This is a genomic window from Pantoea sp. ANP04, assembly GCF_041982285.1.
Lineage (GTDB): Bacteria > Pseudomonadota > Gammaproteobacteria > Enterobacterales > Enterobacteriaceae > Pantoea > Pantoea eucalypti.
The window spans coordinates 1-500 of the sequence record NZ_JAUTYS010000212.1; the positions used below are offsets into that span (position 1 = coordinate 1).

General features: G+C 61.6%; 1 protein-coding gene. It reads right to left on the bottom strand.

Annotation, left to right across the window (positions count from 1 at the left end; all coding sequences use genetic code 11):
* The coding region (locus Q7C21_RS23160) for a TetR family transcriptional regulator (RefSeq protein WP_375151264.1) at positions 1-186 on the bottom strand (186 nt) is incomplete at its 3' end.
* Positions 187-500: the final 314 nt, after the last annotated feature.

Sequence of the window (500 nt, forward strand, 5' to 3'; positions counted from 1 at the left end):
CAGTTCCAGCCCCAGTTGGTCCATGTCGCTGAAGTGCCGATAGAAGCCGGTGGGCACGATGCCGGCGGCTTTGGCCACTTCGCGCAGGCTCAGGCTGCCGAAACCACGACCACACTCCATCAGATGCCGGGCAGCATCCATCAGGGCGTTGCGGGTCTGTTGCTTCTGTTCGGCGCGGGGCAGCATCGGCGGGGCGTTCTTTGCTCAATGGGAGCGGCGCACTCTAGCAAATCAACTTTGCCGGAGTCGAACTGGAGTCAGGCGAGAGCGGCGAAGGTCAGGGCTAAAATGCCGGGGCCATAAAAGCCAAAGCCCGATCCAGGGATCGGGCTTTTTTTAAGGGCCAGCATGGCCTCAGCTCGCTGCTTGATGACGTTCAGCCAGGCGATCAGCGCCGCCTTCGGCAACGGTCTGACCTTGAGGCGTGCGGCTGTAGCCGTCTTCAACCAGGCCTTTCTCTTCCAGGCGATCACGGCCGCCTTCAGCTACGTTCTGGCCTT